14 protein-coding genes are annotated in these 15919 nt (G+C 63.7%); 7 read left to right on the top strand and 7 right to left on the bottom strand.

Annotation, left to right across the window (positions count from 1 at the left end):
* Positions 1-193 precede the first annotated feature (193 nt).
* On the top strand, positions 194-547 hold the full coding sequence (locus tag Q0030_RS13750) for a VanZ family protein (RefSeq protein ID WP_298367593.1): 354 nt from the start codon (positions 194-196) through the stop codon (positions 545-547).
* Positions 548-666: 119 nt separating this feature from the next.
* Here the strand turns inward: Q0030_RS13750 and galE are convergent, their stop codons facing one another.
* The 3 genes from galE to Q0030_RS13735 form a co-directional block, all read right to left on the bottom strand.
* Positions 667-1662 (bottom strand): UDP-glucose 4-epimerase GalE, encoded by a 996-nt coding sequence (gene galE, locus Q0030_RS13745; RefSeq protein ID WP_298367591.1) that lies wholly within the window; start codon positions 1660-1662, stop codon positions 667-669.
* 390 nt (positions 1663-2052) lie between these two features.
* Positions 2053-2715: a ParA family protein gene (locus Q0030_RS13740; protein WP_298367588.1), complete on the bottom strand. Its 663-nt coding sequence runs from the start codon at positions 2713-2715 to the stop codon at positions 2053-2055.
* Between the two features lie 15 nt (positions 2716-2730).
* Positions 2731-3966 (bottom strand): glycosyltransferase family 4 protein, encoded by a 1236-nt coding sequence (locus Q0030_RS13735; RefSeq protein WP_298367586.1) that lies wholly within the window; start codon positions 3964-3966, stop codon positions 2731-2733.
* A gap of 197 nt (positions 3967-4163) precedes the next feature.
* Between Q0030_RS13735 and Q0030_RS13730 the strand changes: the two genes are divergently transcribed.
* Complete coding sequence (locus Q0030_RS13730; RefSeq protein WP_298367584.1) at positions 4164-5099, top strand: hypothetical protein; 936 nt, start codon at positions 4164-4166, stop codon at positions 5097-5099.
* Here the strand turns inward: Q0030_RS13730 and Q0030_RS13725 are convergent.
* A complete protein-coding gene (locus Q0030_RS13725) occupies positions 5083-5592 on the bottom strand; it encodes a hypothetical protein (protein ID WP_298367581.1) in 510 nt (169 codons plus the stop codon). The genes Q0030_RS13730 and Q0030_RS13725 overlap by 17 nt on opposite strands.
* A gap of 102 nt (positions 5593-5694) precedes the next feature.
* On the opposite strand from Q0030_RS13725, the gene Q0030_RS13720 reads away from it, so the two are divergent.
* A complete protein-coding gene (locus Q0030_RS13720) occupies positions 5695-7680 on the top strand; it encodes a glycosyltransferase family 2 protein (RefSeq protein ID WP_298367579.1) in 1986 nt (661 codons plus the stop codon).
* On the opposite strand, the gene Q0030_RS13715 is transcribed toward Q0030_RS13720, so the two are convergent.
* On the bottom strand, positions 7621-9960 hold the full coding sequence (locus tag Q0030_RS13715) for a glycosyltransferase family 2 protein (RefSeq protein ID WP_298367576.1): 2340 nt from the start codon (positions 9958-9960) through the stop codon (positions 7621-7623). The two genes, Q0030_RS13720 and Q0030_RS13715, sit on opposite strands and share 60 nt — an antisense overlap.
* A gap of 228 nt (positions 9961-10188) precedes the next feature.
* Between Q0030_RS13715 and Q0030_RS13710 the strand changes: the two genes are divergently transcribed.
* Positions 10189-11496, top strand: coding sequence for a UDP-glucose/GDP-mannose dehydrogenase family protein (locus Q0030_RS13710; RefSeq protein WP_298367574.1), 1308 nt, complete (start codon positions 10189-10191; stop codon positions 11494-11496).
* Positions 11497-11632: 136 nt separating this feature from the next.
* On the opposite strand, the gene rfbD is transcribed toward Q0030_RS13710, so the two are convergent.
* Positions 11633-12544, bottom strand: a complete 912-nt coding sequence (gene rfbD / locus Q0030_RS13705; protein ID WP_298367572.1) for a dTDP-4-dehydrorhamnose reductase — start codon at positions 12542-12544, stop codon at positions 11633-11635.
* Positions 12544-13098 carry a dTDP-4-dehydrorhamnose 3,5-epimerase gene (rfbC, locus tag Q0030_RS13700; RefSeq protein ID WP_298367570.1) on the bottom strand — a complete coding sequence of 185 codons (555 nt, stop codon included), beginning with the start codon at positions 13096-13098 and terminating at the stop codon, positions 12544-12546. Before rfbC ends, rfbD begins: the two co-directional genes overlap by 1 nt.
* Before the next feature lie 109 nt (positions 13099-13207).
* On the opposite strand from rfbC, the gene rfbA reads away from it, so the two are divergent.
* The 3 genes from rfbA (at position 13208) to Q0030_RS13685 (ending at position 15905) form a co-directional block, all read left to right on the top strand.
* A complete protein-coding gene (rfbA, locus tag Q0030_RS13695; RefSeq protein WP_298367568.1) occupies positions 13208-14119 on the top strand; it encodes a glucose-1-phosphate thymidylyltransferase RfbA in 912 nt (303 codons plus the stop codon).
* Positions 14109-15176, top strand: a complete 1068-nt coding sequence (rfbB, locus tag Q0030_RS13690) for a dTDP-glucose 4,6-dehydratase (RefSeq protein ID WP_298367567.1) — start codon at positions 14109-14111, stop codon at positions 15174-15176. The genes rfbA and rfbB overlap by 11 nt, the downstream gene beginning before the upstream one ends.
* 84 nt (positions 15177-15260) lie before the next feature.
* Positions 15261-15905: a hypothetical protein gene (locus Q0030_RS13685; protein ID WP_298367563.1), complete on the top strand. Its 645-nt coding sequence runs from the start codon at positions 15261-15263 to the stop codon at positions 15903-15905.
* Positions 15906-15919: the final 14 nt, after the last annotated feature.

Genomic DNA, 15919 nt, shown 5'->3' with positions numbered 1-15919 from the left:
GAACTAGGTATTTTAGTACCTACTATTGGCAACAGGACGGCGCGTCGTGTCTGTCACAGTCGGCGGGCAAGTTAACCTTCGGCGACCATTTCCATGTCGCTGACACGAGTGATGCGCTAATCCAGCCAGGGCTCGCCTGCGGTACAGGACCGGGAATACTTTGTTGCATAATTCACAGATACGGAAGTTCGGCGTGATTGCGGGCTGGCTCGCGCTCGCCTTTATCGCCTTCGTGACGCTGTCGCCGATCCAGGACCGTCCGTCGTTTTTCCATCCTCAGACCGAGCGCTTCGCCGCATATGCAATGATGGCAATGGCCTTTGTGCTGGGATACCCGCGGCGTACCGCGCTGATCGTGCTCTTCGTCGTCTTCAGCTCGTTCACACTCGAAGCGATGCAACTGCTGACACCGGACCGTCACGGCCGCCTGCTTGACGCGATCGTCAAGGTGGCGGGAGGTCTTGCCGGCGTCGGCGCGGGCCACTTCATCCTGCTGGTGCTGCGCAGCCAGTTCGGCCGGTTGAGGTCGCGCACGGACGCAGCTTAGTCTTCCGGCTAGCGCTGGTCGCCGTCTTCCTGGTGGCAAGCTTCGTCGATATGCCGTTCCTCGCCCGGCTGACGGAGCAGCACGACATCACGCTGGATTGATGCTCCGCGGCGGCGCGTTTATCGCCGGCGCGGATGCGCCTTCTGGTGCCACGCCCAGGCCGAGCGGATGATGTAGCCGAGATCCGACCGGCTCGCCTTGAAGCCGAGGCCGCTCTCCGATTTGGCGGGATCAGCGACCAGGATCGGCGGATCGCCTGCCCTGCGTTCGCGCACCACGCTCGGCACCGCTTCACCGGTCTCGGCGCGGATCGCGTCGAGCACCTCGCGGACCGAATAGCCGGTGCCGGTGCCGAGGTTGAACACACCGCCGGCGCTCCCCTTCAACAGCAGCTCGAGCGCTGCGATATGGGCGGCGGCGAGATCGTCGACATGGATGTAGTCGCGCACCGCGGTGCCGTCAGACGTCTCATAGTCTTCGCCAAAGATCGCAAAGTCCGGCACGTGCCCGAGCAGCGCCATCAGCGCGCGCGGAATCAAATGCGTCTCGGGATCGCGGAGCTCGCCGATGGTGCCGGATGCATCGGCGCCGCAGGCGTTGAAGTAGCGCAGGCAGACCGATTTGAACCGATAGGCGGCGCGATAATCATCGAGCATCTGCTCGATCATGAATTTGGAGCGGCCGTAGGGATTGACGGTCGGCCCTGCAGCGCTCTCGGGAATGGGCTCGCGCCCGGCATTGCCATAGACGGCGCCGGTGCTGGAAAACACCAGGCGGTCGCAGCCAGCCTCACGCATGCCGCGCAGCAGGCCGAGCGTGCCGGCAACGTTGTTGCCAAAGTATTTCTGCGGATCCGCGACGGACTCGCCGACCGCGCTGAACGCAGCAAAATGCATCACGGCGCGCGCCTTGTGCTCGCGGATGGTGCCGGCGATCTTGTCGTGATCGGCGACGTCGCCGATCACGAGCGGTCCCCATTGCACGAAATTGCGATGGCCGGTGGAGAGGTTGTCGTAGACGACCGGGAGAAACCCGGCCTCGGCGACAGCCTTGGCGCAATGGGATCCGATGTATCCTGCGCCGCCCGTGATGAGGATCGAATCCCTGCTCGCCATTGAAAATGCCGTCCCTGCGCGGACCAATCCCGCGCCTCACCAAACGCAATGATGGGTACGACATTCCGTCCGGCGCGGCAAAATGACGATGGGAATAGCGTTAAGACCGAACGGATTTACCGCCGCAGTGACGGTTAGCGCGCCCCCAGCGGATGCGCGCGAGCAGTCCGTTAACCAAGCCGGATTGCCGCGCCCGCGAGCCTTTCGGTTGCCGAATGATAACGCGCGTGCAGGTCGACGGACCGCGTCTCCATCGCGCTTGCGCGCCATTTTTCCTGCGGTTTCGGTGGACGCCGCCGTCAGATGAAGCGGCAGCTGTGGCGCGGGATTTCTTGTTCCCATGCAGGCATGGTTAGCCTAATGTGAAGCAGCCGGAGCGCTCAGTTAAATCTAGACCGTCGCGCGCTGCCGGGGTGCGATCCCGCACCAGCTCATGACCAGATCGGCGAGCGTCTTGATCTCGATATCCGCGGGCGTACCGCTGGCGAAATCGGCAACCGATTGTCCCAGCGCGACGGCGCGAACATAGGCCGAGCGGCTTCCGATCATCGGCCCGATCTCTTCGTCGAGCGCATCCAGCTCCTCGATCAACTGTTGGCCTTCGAGCGTGCGCTGGTCGACGCGGTTCGGCACGATCATGGCTCGGAGCGCCGTTCGTCGCGTTGCACGTACCTCACGCACGATGTCGAGCGTCCGCGCGGTGGCCTCGATGTCGAGGCCCGACGGCGTACAGGGCATCAGCACGATATTGGCGACCGCGAGCACGGCGCCCAGCACCCGGTCGTTGGGTGCGGAATCCACGACGATGATCTGATGCGGAATCTGGCGCATCAGCTTGGCCCATTCGGCAACCGGCCGGGTTTCCGGATCAAGCTGGTAGACGGGGAACGACAAATTGCCGGGCTCGGCCCAGTGACAGGCGGACGCCTGGGAGTCGGCGTCGACCAGTCCCACCACGCCCGTACGCCGGTCCAGTTCTGCGGCCAGCAAGACCGCAAGAGTTGTCTTTCCGACCCCGCCCTTGCGCTGGGCAACCGAGATGACGAGCGGCATCGCTAGCTCCTGGCGTTATCCGCCGTACGTGCGCGGGAGGACACCTTCATCAACGAGCGTCAGCATCCGGGGCAGACAGACCCGCTTTGCGTCGTAATTGTCTCTCACAAAGCTCCTCGCCTTCATCCGCATCTTCTTGAAGGCTTTCGGCCGTGACAGCACCGAGACTACCTGATCGGACAGCGCATCAATATCAAAGAACGGCGCCAGCAGGCCGTTGCCGTCCGAGATGATATCGCGAAGCGGGGCCGTGTCGGATGCCACCACCGCACATCCGGCACTCATGGCCTCCAGCAGCGACCATGACAGCACGAAAGGATAGGTCAGATAGACGTGCACCGAGGAGATCTGCAGCAGCGCGAGATACTGGTCCCGGGGAATCCGGCCGAGGAAATGCACGCGGCGGAGATCGATGTCCGACCTGATCTCGTCCAGGAACATCGACTTCCAGCTCGAGCCCTTCGGCGGATTGGCGCCGTAGGATGTCCCGCTGCCGCCGACGATCACCACCTGCGCATGCGGCCGCGCAGCCAATATCCTCGGCAGCGATCGCATGAAGACATGGAATCCGCGCACCGGCTCCAGATTGCGCGAGACGTAGGTGATCACCTCGTCGTCCGCCGACAGTGTCGCGCCGTTCGGAAGCTGAAAGCTGGCGACGGGATTGGGCTTCACCTCGTCGGTGTCGACGCCCTCGTGGATGACCTCGATCTTGCTCTGAAACTCGCGGGGAAAGGTCGACCTCTGCCATGGCGTCGGCGAAACGCCGGAATCGCACTCCGTGAGCGCCAGCAGCGTCGTCGCGTTCTTCAGATGGAGTGCGACATTGCCGTCGAGGCCCGTCATCGGAAACTCGGGATCGAAGCCGACGTCCCGGCCCTCGGCGCCGTAGTAGAATTCGCAATAGAGGATGATCCGCGCTTTCGGAAACATCGTGCGCAGCGGCAGCGTCTCGCCCCAACCGGGATGCGCGAAGATCAGGTCGGGCACGAAGCCCTGCCCCGACAGCGACGACAGCGCATACAGGACCTCTTCGGCACGCCGCGCTTCGACATCGAAGCGGCGGGCAAAGGGATGGACCATCGCGGAGTCCGACTTGGTCGTCGAATATTTCAGCAGCCGGATATCCCGCGTCGTGCTGGCGGTCGATGATCCGACCGCAACGACCTTGTTTCCGGGCTGCTCCGCGAGCGCACGCGCAATGTGGCGGTACTGGGCTGGAAAGTTGTTGTGGACGAAGAGGACGTTCATTGGCGGGCGAGCGCGCCCCCCGGCCGCGCGGTCTTCGATTGGGGTCAGGGTCGAGATCATGACCGGCAGGGTGTCTTCGATATGCACGTGCGAACTATCTCACCGGATTAACATTAAGCCCCCTTCTATCACATCAATTTTTGGGGCACACTGTGTGAGAAACATATCAACCCATTCCGTTAGGCTCGCAGGCGACCATGAACGAACAGATTCAGCAGAAAACCATTGACCTGGCACGGGGGCTTTTCCTTGTTCGCTACAATGGCGCGGAAGACAAGACATCACCTCCGGTGGTGCGCGTCTATGCCGATCGCGCCAGCCTTAACAATTGTAACATTATTACCGGGCCCGATGCGGCCAATGGAACCCTGTTTGCGCCCGAGACCGCACTGGTCGTGTCGGTGGCCCGGCCAAGCCGCCTCATCGTCGAGGTCACGGCAGGGCGCGTCGGCGGCTCGACCGCCGCCAACATCAAGATCGAACCGCTGACCCAGGGACAACCGGTCGGACAACCGGCCGCGCAGCCGGCCAGCCAGCCATTCGACACCTACGAGCCTGAAGCGGGCCCTGACGAGTTGAGCGACCTCAAGCTGCTCGCGCATGTCGCGGGTCTGGGTGACGTGACGGTCGGCCCGAATGCGTGGGTCGCCGGACCGGCCGCGCCCGCCCGAATTGAGGGAATTTCGCTCGAATGGCCGAACAAGCCGCACGATCTGAACCTGCAATACGCGGTCAAGTTTGCCAGGCCGCAGCGCGGCGACAACCAGTTCGTTCCGCTCGGAACCTTTGCCGGAACCCGGGGGCGCGCGCTGGCCATCACGGGGTTCTCGCTGGAAGCCACAGGCCCCGGCGCGGATCGCTACGCCATCGCAGCCGAAACCATCTTCCTGGGGGCTCCCGCTTTACGCGTAACCGGGAACCGGATTGTGGTGATGGGCCCTTCAGGCCGGGAACCCCTGGTGGGCCTCAAGCTCAGCCTCGAAGAGCACCGGGTACAGGCAGCGCCCCTCGCGCCCCGGCAGCCAAGGCCTGCTGAACCCGCCCCCCCGATGCCGCGCCAGGAGGCACCGCGCCTCGAGGGACGGGTACGCGTGTTCCGGAGCCGGCAGAACGCCGTCAAGACGGCGAGCTGACCATGCGGGCAGACAAGGGCGACATTTGACCGCCGACGCGCGCAGGATCGCCTTCACCTCCAGAACGCTCCACCACGTCGATCTCGAGCGGGCCGCTGTCGCGGCGCTCGAGGCACGTGATTTCCGTCGCGCATTCGCGCTCGCCGACCGCCGTTGCCGGATCTTGCCGCATCCGGGCGCCCGCGCCCATTTGCTGCGCGCAGAAGCGCTGTTTCGCCTCGATCTGAGGGATGCGGCTGTCGCCAGCGTAACCAGGGCGCTCGAGCTCGAACCGGACGATCTTGCCGCCGCGCGGCGGATGATGGCTTGGGGCGACGGTCCTGCGCAGACCGAAGCCGCACGAAGCGTCGCGCGGCGCGATGACGATCCGGATTCCGTCAGGACCGCTCTCCTGCTGCTCGAACAGAACGGTCAGGACAGCTGCGCCCGTATCGACTTCCTGGATGAGGAGGTGAAGGGATGGGTGACGTGGCGAGGCGCTGATGAGCCGCACCTTTCACTGGCGCAGGCGGATCAATCCAGCACCGTGCAGCTTCCTGCCGATCCCCGTCACAGGTTTGCGCTCAATGGGCGATGTGCTGCGAGCTTCCGTCTGATGCGGCCGGCGTCCGCGGCCTCGCAACGCCTCGAGATCGCGCAGGCGGGCCGCGTCATCGCGAGCATTCAGCTCCCGGCCAACCGCGCGCCGGATCGCCGCGACGCGCCACAACGACCGCCTCGCGCTGGGAGCGCCGAAACTCCGCCGCTCACCATCATCATCCCGGTCTACCGGGATCTGGCCGCGACGCGCGCCTGCATCGAGAGCGCATTGACCGCGGTGGCCTGCACGCCGGGCGCGACCATCGTCGTCGTCGATGATGCCTCGCCCGAGCCCGACATCAAGCGCCTGCTCGGCGAGCTGGCGTCCGAGCAGCGCATCCGGCTCCTGACCAACGCGCACAATCTGGGCTTTGTCGGCGCGGTCAACCGCGCGCTTGGCGAGACTGATACCGGCGACGTCGTGCTGCTGAACTCGGACACGACGGTGCCGAAATTCGCGCTGCAGCGCTTGCGAAGCGCCGTGCAATCGACGCCGGGCGTGGGCACGGCAACCCCGCTCTCGAACAACGGCGAATATACCAGCTTTCCAATTCCGAACCGGTCGAACCCCCTGCCCTCGCCCGACGAGCTGGAATTGCTGGACGAACTTGCCGGCACGGCAAATCCCGGGATGGCCATCGACATTCCCAACGGCATCGGATTCTGCCTGTACATCACCCGCGAATGCCTCGACGCCGTGCATGAGCTCTCCGATGACTTCTATCGCGGCTATCTTGAAGACGTCGACTTCTGCCTGCGCGCCGCGGAGGCCGGCTTCCGCAACGTGTGCATCCCTTCGGTCTTTGTCGGCCACGAAGGTTCGCGCTCGTTTCTTGGCGAGAAGCGTTCGCTGGTGTTGCGCAATCTTCGCGTGCTCGAGCACCGTTACCGGCGCTATGCGACGGAGTGCGCGGCGTTCCTGCTTGCCGATCCGCTCCGCGATTGCCGCGCGGCGCTCGAGCTCAAGCTGCTCTGCAACGACCAGCGCGCGGCCGGCCCGCACGTCATCCTCTGCGGCTCCGCCGTCGGCCGCGAGATTGCGATCAGGCGGTGCAGGCAGCTCGCGGCGGACAAAACGCGCGGTCTGATCGTGCACTTCCGCATCGATGGACAGCGCCAGCAGGCTGCGATCTTCGCGCCGGACGGCGGAGCTCCGCAGTCGATCGCACTCGACGTTGCGACAGCTAAGGGTCGCGACGCCTTTCTGAAGCTTCTCGCCGATCTCCGAATCCGCTCGCTGGAGATTGCGGAGCCGAACCGCATCCCCGGCGCATGTCTCGCGCAGCTTACGCAACATTTCGCCTACGAGCTCCTGATCACCGACACCAGCCTTGCCGCGCGCGCCGCGATTGGATCGGGCCTCCATCCGGACTGGACCGGTCTCGTCGAACGGGCCCGAGGCGTGATTGCGATCGGCGAAGACGGGGCAGCCTTTGCGGTGTCGGTTCTCGGCCTGCAAGTGGTCAGGCCGAGCGACCCGCCGGCGCGGCCGGTGCGACATCCTGCCGTGGACGGCCCGGTGCGTATCGGCCTACTTGCCCTGCACGGCAGCGCGGTGGAATTTCGCTTCGCGAGAGCGCTGAGCGATCAAGTCGCCAATGCCGATGCAGACGTCGAGATCATCGTGCTCGGCACCACCCTCGACGATCTCAAGCTGATGCAGCGGACCAATGTGATGGTCACCGGCGAAATCGCCGTCGACGACGTTGCTACCCTCATCGAAGGTCACGGCATCACGAAACTGGTTCTCGACATCGGCGAACCGGCATTCGGACATCCGCTGCTGGACGCGCTGCTGGCGACCGGATTGCCGGCCGCCACGACGGAATGGATTCCGGCACCACCAGAACGTCGCCGAAAGACCGACCTGAAGCTGCAGCCCGGCCTTGACGCCGATGACGCGGTTGCCGCCGTCCTCGACTGGGCGGTCGAAGACGTGCAGTTACATCCCGATCGGTGGAGCAGTCGGCACAGGCGGGAGGTTGGCGCGCGGCTTCCATGACCGCGGCGGCCATGCGAGCGACGAGAACGGCGTCGAATCCAGCCCCAGCAGCGGGCTGTAATAGGGATCATCGAGCAGCACCTCGCCCCACTTCGCGCGCAGCATCGCCAGCTCGCGCCCGAAGCGTGCCTTGCGGTCCGGCGCGGAATCGCGGCCCCGGCTTGCCGACTCCAGGTGAACGAGTTTCGCGTCCGGCGTGAATACGATCCGCTTTCCGAGCTGGCGCAGCTTCAGGCACAAATCGATATCGTTGAAACTGATGGGAAAGCGGATCTCGTCCATGCCGCCGACGGCCACGAAATCACGCTTGCGCATCAAGAGGCAGGCGGCCGTCACCGCCGAACATTCATGCGCCACCTGGAGCAGATCACCGTAGCCGGGATCACCATCCATCCGGTCGTTGAAGGCGTGCGCAGCGGAGAAATTGGCGCCCAGCACCACCCCGCCATGCTGCACGACGCTGCTCGGCCAGAGCAACTTTGCGCCGACGGCTCCGACATCGGGCGCGGACAGCCGCCACAGCATCTCCGCCAGCCAGCCGTCATCGAGCGCCTGGACGTCATTGTTGAGGAAGCAGATGTTGTCCGTATCAACACAATCGACGGCGGCGTTGTTGATGGCCGCGAAGTTGAACGGCCCCTCGACCGAAATGACGTCGATCTCGTCCGCTGAGAGACCTTCGAGATAATCCAGCGCTTCCGGCTCGCTCGAGCTGTTGTCGACGACGAGAATCCGAGCGTTGGTCTCATGTGCGGCCGGCAAGACCGTCTCGATGCAGCGCTTGAGCAGTTCGGCGCGGTTTCTGGTCGGGATGATGATGGTGGTGCGCTCGTTCCAATCGACCGCGCGCTTGACCCGCACCGCTGGAAGGAGCCCCGCTTTCCGCGGCTCGACATTCGCCTCGACGCCAGTCCTGGCAAAATACGCCTGGCTTGCAGCGACCAGTTCGGCGGTTGCGGCCGACGCATCAATCCGCGGCAACGCCGCAACCGATCCCGGCAGATGATAGATTCGCTCAGCCTCCACGCAGCCAATGAAGATGTCGTAGAGCGACGCCGCCGATCGCAACGCTTCCACGGCACGTTCCCGGCGCACCGCAAAGCAATATGCGCCATAGCCCTGCTCGAGCGCACGTTCGAGGTCGAACGCCGAAAACGCCAGCGGCCAGACCGCGCCGGCGCCGGCCGAGACCTCGACGTCGCCATAGACGAGATCGCAGCCGGGTTCGGACGCGAACACATCGGCGAAGCGCTGCAAGGCATCTTCCGCAAGAATCGTCCCGCTCAAACAGAAGACGAAGAACGCGCTGTTGGCGGCATCGCCGTCGACGAACTCGCGCGCAGCGCCGGAATCGAACTGACTGAACCCGCGCGCCGGGAGGCACACCGCCGACCACGCCGAGTGCCGTTGGGCCTCTAGGCTCTCGATGCTTTCCTCCACCCTGGCGTCCCCGATCAGGACGACCGCGGCCTCGGATGGAACGTCAGACGGTGTTGTCGGCGAGAAGCGCTCTTTCCAGCTGCGATAGGTGTGGAACGGCACCGAGGCAGGCAACAGCTGATCGAACAATTGTCCGCGCAGCCGCTCGCTATCCCAGCGTCCAAGCTCCGCGATGGTCTGCTCCAGGCCGCGCTCGAAAGCGACGAATGCAACCGGCTCCGAGATCAGGCTCCGTCCCGAAACTGTCCGCGCGGACAGCCCGCGCACGCGACCATCGGCGAAATGCTCGGGCAGGTGAAAATCGATCCGGCGGCCGACGCCGAACTCGCTGCCCCGCGCAACGTTGGTCCACCCTGTCGGCTTCACCGTCATCACCGGCCGTTGCGCGATCAGGATCTCGATGTCTTCATCGACGTCCTGCGAGAGCCAGCCCTCGAAGCGCAAGCCTCCGGCCCATTTGATCTCGCCGATTCGGTGCCACTGCGCTTCCGGTGCAGCGAGATCGCAGCGAATCGGAGCACCGACCGGACTTCCGATATTCGCCAGTCTTGCCTCGATGATCGCAGCGTTCGAGCTGACCTCATCCTGCACGTTGAACGTAAAGCCAAATCGACCGTCGCCGATTCCGGCATCGGCAAGCTCTGTTACAAACTCGTCACACAATGATGACATGTATGGCTCGCCGTCGACCAGCAGCTCGACGGCGTAGCGTCGGCTGGGATCGGCGCGGTCATAAACAAATCCAGAAAACGTGGTGCGATCGTATCTGGAGAATTGCGTCTGCAACGACGCGTATTCAGCTCCTGAGGGCCTCTGCTTGCCTATCGTCTTCGTGCTCATGTCCACCCCTCAAAACGGCGGCTCGATTGTCGGTCGATTTCAAGTTGAGAATGTGTCCATGGCGCGCCCAAGGTGACTAGCGAGCACTCACCTGCACTGAGGCAATCACCGTTTGCACAAAAAGCCGCCGAGCTCCAACGCAAACCATACGTCATAAAACTTGGCGTTATCGGCGCCAATTGTGCTAGTGCTAACTCCTCCTCTCCACACTGATCGACGAGCGGATTCATGAAGATTGCAATGGTTGGAACGGGATATGTAGGTCTCGTATCCGGGGCGTGTTTTGCCGATTTCGGCCATCAGGTCGTTTGTGTCGACAAGGACGCCGGCAAGATCGAGGCCCTGAAGCGCGGCAAGATCCCGATCTACGAAACCGACCTCGATAAGCTCGTCGAGACCAATGCCGCCGCCGGACGGCTGACCTTCACGACGGAGCTTGCGGGCGCCGTCGGCGACGCCGATGCCGTCTTCATCGCGGTGGGAACACCGTCGCGGCGCGGCGATGGCCATGCGGACCTGAGCTACGTCTATGCTGCCGCCAAGGAGATCGGCGCAGCACTGAAGAAGTTCACCGTGGTGGTGACGAAGTCGACCGTGCCCGTGGGCACCGGCGACGAGGTGGAACGCCTGATCCGCGAGACCCGTCCCGACGCGGATTTCGCGGTTGCTTCGAACCCCGAATTCCTGCGCGAAGGCGCCGCGATCCAGGATTTTCGCCATCCCGACCGGATCGTCGTCGGCACCGAGGACGATCGGGCCAAGAGGGTGATGGGCGAAGTCTATCGCCCGCTCTATTTGAACCAGGCGCCGATCCTCTATACCGCACGACGCACGGCGGAATTGATCAAATACGCCGCAAATGCCTTCCTCGCCACCAAGATCACCTTCATCAACGAGATCGCCGATCTCTCCGAAAAGGTCGGGGCGAACGTACAGGAAGTCGCGCGCGGCATCGGGCTCGACAACCGGATCGGAACCAAGTTCCTGCATGCCGGCGCAGGCTATGGCGGCTCGTGCTTCCCGAAGGATACCCGCGCGTTGTTCAAGACGGCGCTCGATCACGACGTCCAGCTGAAGATCGTCGAAGCCACGCTGACCGCGAACGACAACCGCAAGCGCGCGATGGCGCGCAAGGTCGCCAACGTGCTCGGCGGAGAGTTGCGCGGCAAGACGATCGGCGTGCTCGGCCTGACCTTCAAGCCCGATACCGACGACATGCGCGAGGCACCGTCGATCCCGCTGATCAACGGCCTGATCGACTTCGGCGCCAAGGTTCGGGCCTACGATCCGATTGGCATGGAGCAGGCCCGCAAGGAATTGCCGGAGATCGAGTACTGCGAGGATGCCTATGAATGCGCGCGCCAGGCCGACGCGCTGGTGATCGTGACCGAGTGGCGCCAGTTCCGTGCGCTCGATCTGAAGCGCATCAAGCAGGAAATGAAGCATCCGGTCGTCGTCGACCTGCGCAACATCTACCGGCCGGACGAGATGGCCGCGCACGGCTTCACCTACGACAGCATCGGCCGGCCGCGCTAAGCGGCCGCACCGGCGCCGTCTAATCCCAAAGCGCGATGAGGTTGAATCCTCATCGCGCTTTTTGCTGTTGTCTCACGATTATCTCAGCGCAAACGCCTGGCATTTGCCGCAGGAAATCCGCTCCGCGCTTTGGGCTCTAGGCGTGGGCGGGCGCGCCGAGCTGGACGTATGCGTCGAGCTCGCGTGCGAGCGCTTCCTGCCACGTCGGCATCGCGACCCCGAACTGCGTCTTGAGCCGCGTCAGATCCAGCCGTGAATTGCCCGGACGTACCGCTTTGGTCGGGAAATCGGCCGTCGCAATCGGAACGATGTTGTCGACCGCGAGCGTAACGCCACGCGACCTCAGCCCGCCGACAATAGCGGTTGCAAAGCCGTGCCAGCTGGTTTCGCCGGCGCAAACGAGATTGACGACACCGCCCCTGCGCGCGAGCTGATCGTGCAGCGTGGTGATGTTCGGCAGGACGATGCCGGCGACCGCGCTCGCAATCGCTTGTGCCGTTGTCGGCGCGCCGATTTGATCGGCCACAATTCGCAGCTCCTTACGCTCGCCGGCAAGCCGCGCGATGGTGCGCAGGAAATTCGTGCCCTTTGCGGCATAGACCCAGGAGGTGCGCGCGATCAGATGCGCCCCGCCGGCCGCCTGGATCGCGACATCGCCGGCAAGCTTGCTCGCGCCATAGGCCGACAACGGTTCGGTCGGGCTGTCCTCGCGCCACGACCGGTCGCCCGAACCGTTGAAGACGTAGTCCGTGGAGAAATGCACCAGCGGCACACGGTTTGTCGCCGCCCATTTCGCGAGCGTTTCGGGTCCCTTCGCGTTGACCAGGAACGCCAGTTCGCGCTCGTCCTCGGCGCGATCGACGGCCGTGTAGGCCGCGGGATTGATGATGAGATCGGGCTTCAGTCTCTCAAGCTCGCCCGTCAGCACCTCCGGCTTCGACAGATCGAACTCCGCGGTCGGCGGCGCGATGATGGTGCCGTGGCTTTCCAGCAGAGGCTTGAGCGCACTGCCGACCTGGCCGCGCGTTCCCGTCAAAAGAATCCGCATCAGATTTGTCCATAGGTCGGGAGATTGCTGGCGTCGGCGAGCAGCGGTGCATCCGCATCCTTGGCCGACAGCTGTGGCTTATCGACGCCCCATTTGACCCCGATCGCCGGATCGTTCCACCGGATCGAGAGCTCGTCCTTCGGGCTATAGAAGTCATCGCATTTGTAGAAGAAGTCGGCGGTTTCCGAGAGCACCACGAAGCCGTGGGCAAAGCCGCGCGGCACCCATAGCTGACGGCGGTTGTCCTCGCTCAATTCGACCGCGACATGCCTGCCGAAATTCGGGCTGCCGACACGCACGTCGACGGCAACGTCGAGCACCTTGCCGCGCAGCACGGAGACGAGCTTGCCCTGGGTGAGCGGGTTTTGCAGATGCAGCCCGCGCAGCACCCCATAGGCCGAGCGGGACATGTTGTCTTGCACGAAGGGGCGCGTGATGCCGTGCTCGACATAACGGGGCGACTGGTAGGTCTCGAGGAAGAAGCCGCGCTGGTCGCCGAACAGCTTCGGCTCGACGATCAGAACTTCAGGAAGCTCGGTCTTGATGACGTTCATTTAACATTTGTTCCAGTTTGATGCGCCCGAAATGTTAATTTCCCCCTCATAACAAACTTGTGCAGCGCACGCTATATGTTATGTTCTGATAATCAAATTGTGAGGGACCATGAAAGGCATTATCCTTGCCGGTGGCACCGGCTCGCGCCTCTACCCCGTGACCACCGTCGTCTCCAAGCAGCTGCTGCCCGTCTTCGACAAGCCGATGATCTATTATCCGCTGTCGACGCTGATGCTCGGCGGAATCCGCGATATCCTGATCATCTCCACGCCGCAGGACAAGCCGCTGTTCCAGCGCCTGCTCGGCGACGGCAGCGAGATGGGCGTCCGGTTCGCCTATGCCACGCAGGAGACCCCGCGGGGCCTCGCCGACGCCTTCATCGTGGGACGCGAGTTCATCGGCGATGACTCGGTCGCCCTTGTGTTAGGTGATAACATTTTCTACGGCCACGGCCTGCCGAGCATGCTGTCGGCCGCCTCGGTCCGCAAGAAGGGCGCCACCGTGTTCGGCTACGTCGTCAACGCGCCGGAACAGTACGGCGTGATCGAGCTGGATGGCACCGGGCGGGCGCTGTCGATCGAGGAGAAGCCGAAACGGCCGAAGTCCAACGTTGCCGTCACCGGCCTCTACTTCTACGACAATGACGTGGTCGACATCGCCGCCGGCATCAGGCCGTCGCCGCGCGGCGAGATCGAGATCACCGACGTGAACAAGGCCTATCTCGAGCGCGGCGACCTCTATGTCGAGGTGCTCGGCCGCGGCTTCGCCTGGCTCGACACCGGCACCCATTCCTCGCTGGTCGAGGCCAGCCATTTCGTCCAGATCCTGGAGCAGCGCCAGGGCCTGCGCATCGCCTGTCCCGAGGAGATCGCGCTGCGCCAGGGTTACATCTCGCTGGAAGCCTTCGCGCGGGTGGCACAGAAGACCGCCAAGAGCAGCTACGGCGAGTATCTGCTGTCGGTCTACCGTTCGTTCCAGGGTCAGCCCCGCACAGCCGAGGTATTCAGACATGCGGTTTAAGGGATCGACGATTTTCGTCACCGGCGGCGCGGGTTTCATCGGCTCCGCCGTAGTCCGGCACCTGCTACGAGACACCCATGCCCGCGTCGTCAACATCGACAAGCTGACCTATGCGGCGAACCTGGCCTCCCTGCCCGGCTCGACCGAGAGCTTGAACTACACCTTCGAAAAGGCCTGCATCTGCGAGGGACAGCTCCTGCGCCGGCTGTTCGAGAAGTATCAGCCCGATGCGGTGATGAATCTTGCGGCGGAAAGCCATGTCGACCGCTCGATCGATGGCCCCGGCGAATTCATCCAGACCAACATCGTCGGCACCTTCACGATCCTGCAGGAGACTCTCCGCCACTGGCGTACGCTCTCGCCCGAGAAGCGCGACCAGTTCCGCTTCCTGCACATCTCGACCGACGAGGTGTTCGGTTCGCTCGGCGACGAAGGCCTGTTCACCGAGACCACGGCCTATGCGCCGAACTCGCCCTATTCGGCCAGCAAGGCATCGTCCGATCATCTGGTGCGCGCCTGGCGCGAGACCTACGAGCTGCCGACCCTGGTGACCAACTGCTCCAACAATTACGGCCCTTATCACTTCCCGGAAAAGCTGATCCCGCACATGATCATCAAGGGGCTCGCCGGCGAGCCGCTGCCGGTCTATGGCGACGGCCAGAACGTCCGCGACTGGCTGTTCGTCGAGGATCACGCCAAGGCACTGACGCTGGTGCTGGAACGCGGCGAGGTCGGCGAGACCTACAATGTCGGCGGCCGCAACGAGCGCACCAACCTGCACGTCGTGGAAAGCATCTGCGACCTGCTCGACGAGGTGATGCCGGCTGCGGCGGGCCCGCGGCGCCAGCTGATCAACTTCGTCGCCGACCGGCCCGGCCACGACCGCCGCTACGCCATCGACGCCACCAAGCTCGAGACCGAGCTCGGCTGGCGCGCTGAGGAGAATTTCGAGACCGGCATCGCGAAGACGGTGCGCTGGTATGTCGACGAGCAACCCTGGTGGCGCGCGATCCTGGAGCGCGGCTACAAGGTGGAGCGCGTCGGGCTGAACCAGTAACCGCCGGTCGCTCCAATCGGCGTGGATAGCCAACAAGGAGCCGAGAAGCCCGATGATGATTCAACCAGATCTCATCGCGGCTTGATGAGCCGCGACCGCCTTCCGACTGTGGATTGGCAACCACCCCCAAGACAGCAAATCGAGAAACCAAGGGATCCCGCCATGAATATCGCAATGGACGGTCAGGAACAGACACTGTTCAAAAGCTTCGTGGACCTCTCGACGCGCTATCTGGAATTCGGATCGGGCGGAAGCACCTGGCTCGCCTGTCAGACCAAGAAGGAGTGGGTCATTTCCATCGATTCCTCCTCGGAATGGCTCTCCAAGGTCGGCGAAGCCACGAGCGATGCGAGCACCCAACCGCTGCTGCTGCACGTCGATATCGGCAAGCTGCGCGAGTGGGGTTATCCGATCGACAAGGATAGGGAGAGCTCCTGGCCCGACTATCACGAACGGATCTGGGAGCGTCCCGAAAGCGGGACTGCGGACTTGTACTTCGTCGACGGCCGGTTTCGCGTGGCTTGCTTCGTGCAGTGCGTGCTTCACGCCACACCGGGAGCTTTCATCGCAATTCACGACTTCGAGAACCGTCCCCACTACCATTCCGTGCGGACGGTCGCGCGCGAAATCGCGCGTGCCAACAACATGTCCATCTTCCAACGGCCGCCAAGGATCGACGTCGATGCCGCACAGGCCCTGCTCGCGAAATACCGGCTGGAGCCGCTATAGCCGACCAGAGCCTC

This window comes from uncultured Bradyrhizobium sp., from assembly GCF_947648125.1.
Taxonomy (GTDB): Bacteria; Pseudomonadota; Alphaproteobacteria; order Rhizobiales; family Xanthobacteraceae; genus Bradyrhizobium.
This window is presented reverse-complemented; position numbering and strand designations above follow the sequence as displayed.

Coding starts and splice junctions, on each gene's coding strand:
- galE (WP_298367591.1), bottom strand. CDS start 1,662: ATGGCGAGCAGGGATTCGATCCTCATCACGGGCGGCGCAGGATACATC.
- Q0030_RS13740 (WP_298367588.1), bottom strand. CDS start 2,715: ATGCCGCTCGTCATCTCGGTTGCCCAGCGCAAGGGCGGGGTCGGAAAG.
- Q0030_RS13735 (WP_298367586.1), bottom strand. CDS start 3,966: ATGAACGTCCTCTTCGTCCACAACAACTTTCCAGCCCAGTACCGCCAC.
- Q0030_RS13730 (WP_298367584.1), top strand. CDS start 4,164: ATGAACGAACAGATTCAGCAGAAAACCATTGACCTGGCACGGGGGCTT.
- Q0030_RS13720 (WP_298367579.1), top strand. CDS start 5,695: ATGCGGCCGGCGTCCGCGGCCTCGCAACGCCTCGAGATCGCGCAGGCG.
- Q0030_RS13715 (WP_298367576.1), bottom strand. CDS start 9,960: ATGAGCACGAAGACGATAGGCAAGCAGAGGCCCTCAGGAGCTGAATAC.
- Q0030_RS13710 (WP_298367574.1), top strand. CDS start 10,189: ATGAAGATTGCAATGGTTGGAACGGGATATGTAGGTCTCGTATCCGGG.
- rfbD (WP_298367572.1), bottom strand. CDS start 12,544: ATGCGGATTCTTTTGACGGGAACGCGCGGCCAGGTCGGCAGTGCGCTC.
- rfbC (WP_298367570.1), bottom strand. CDS start 13,098: ATGAACGTCATCAAGACCGAGCTTCCTGAAGTTCTGATCGTCGAGCCG.
- rfbA (WP_298367568.1), top strand. CDS start 13,208: ATGAAAGGCATTATCCTTGCCGGTGGCACCGGCTCGCGCCTCTACCCC.
- rfbB (WP_298367567.1), top strand. CDS start 14,109: ATGCGGTTTAAGGGATCGACGATTTTCGTCACCGGCGGCGCGGGTTTC.
- Q0030_RS13685 (WP_298367563.1), top strand. CDS start 15,261: ATGAGCCGCGACCGCCTTCCGACTGTGGATTGGCAACCACCCCCAAGA.